The following is a 1,369-nucleotide window of genomic DNA, read 5'->3' as shown; positions in this document are numbered from 1 at the left end:
GTCCGGTCGCGTGCAAACCCCAGGACCGGGCACGACGACAGGTCGTTCACAAGACACCACGGTCACTGATCATTCGAGTCAGCCGCACCCGACCCCAGGACCACAAAGCATCTCACTGTGATCATTCCGAGCCGTCAGATGGTGTCGAGGGCGCGGGAGAGGTCGGCCCAGAGGTCGTCGACGTCCTCGATGCCGACCGACAGGCGCAGCAGCGACTCGTCGACGGTCTCGCTCTCGGTGGGCCAGCGCCGCCGCCGCTCCAGCGACGACTCGACGCCGCCGAGGCTGGTCGAGTGGACCCACAGCTCGACGTTGTCGACCACCTTGTCCGCACCCGCCGCGCCGCCGGCGACCTCGATGGAGCACATGGTGCCGAAGCCGGGGTAGCGGACCATGGTCACGGACCGATGGGCGCGCAGCCGCGAGGCCAGCTCGGTCGCGGTGGCCTGCGCCTTCTCGAGCCGCACCGCCAGCGTCCGCACGCCGCGCACGGCGAGGAACGCCTCCATGGGCCCCGGGATGGCGCCGTGCAGCCGGCGGTGCGCGTCGAGACGGTCGTGGACGTCGTCGTCGGCGACCACGACCGCGCCGAGCACCACGTCGGAGTGGCCGGCCAGCAGCTTGGTGACGCTGTACACGACGATGTCGGCGCCCAGCTCGAGCGGGCGCTGCAGCAGTGGTGTGGCGAAGGTGTTGTCTACGACGGTGAGCGCGCCGGCCGCGCGGGCCGCCGCGGCCGCGGACTCGATGTCGGCGACGTCGAGGTTCGGGTTGGTCGGCGACTCCAGCCAGACCATGGCCGCGCCCTTGGCCGCCGCGGCGATGCCGGCGGTGTCGGTGACCGGCAGCTGGCGCAGCGTCAGCCGGCCCTGGGCGGCCCGCTCGCGCAGCTGGTCGAGGACGCCCAGATAGGCGGTGTCGGGGGCGACGACGACGGCGCCCTCGGGGAGCAGCGAGATGACGGCGCTGGACGCCGCCAGGCCGGACGCGAACGCCAGCGCGCGGCCGCCCTCGAGGACGCCGAGGACGGACTCGAGCGCGGTCCACGTCGCGTTGCCGTAGCGGCCGTAGCCGACCTCGCCGCCGGCGTGGTACGTCGAGGCGAACTCGACCGGCTGGTTCAGCGGGGCGTCGGGGTCGCGGGCCGGGCGGCCGGCGGTGACGACGCGGGTGGTGCGGGACTGGGGCATGCCGCCAGTATCGGTCACGCCGTCGTGGCGGCGAGCGTCAGTGTCACCGTCGCCGTCCGCGACTCGCCCGGCGCGAAGGTGACCTGCGTCGCCGTCGTCGCCCGCACCCCGGACACGCCGGAGTCGGGCCAGCTGGTCGCGGGCTCCAGCGCGAGCACGTACGCCCCGGAGTACCACGG

1 protein-coding gene is annotated in these 1,369 nt (G+C 73.6%); it reads right to left on the bottom strand.

The genetic code is table 11. From position 1 onward, the window contains the following. Positions 1-134 precede the first annotated feature (134 nt). Positions 135-1,190 carry a trans-sulfuration enzyme family protein gene (locus tag E1212_RS29095; RefSeq protein WP_131989028.1) on the bottom strand — a complete coding sequence of 352 codons (1,056 nt, stop codon included), beginning with the start codon at positions 1,188-1,190 and terminating at the stop codon, positions 135-137. Positions 1,191-1,369: the final 179 nt, after the last annotated feature.

This window comes from Jiangella ureilytica (genome assembly GCF_004348545.1).
GTDB classification, from domain to species: domain Bacteria; phylum Actinomycetota; class Actinomycetes; order Jiangellales; family Jiangellaceae; genus Jiangella; species Jiangella ureilytica.
This window is presented reverse-complemented; position numbering and strand designations above follow the sequence as displayed.

Bases quoted from the DNA above. Each gene is read 5' to 3' on its own strand.
- E1212_RS29095 (WP_131989028.1), bottom strand. From the start codon at position 1,190: ATGCCCCAGTCCCGCACCACCCGCGTCGTCACCGCCGGCCGCCCGGCC.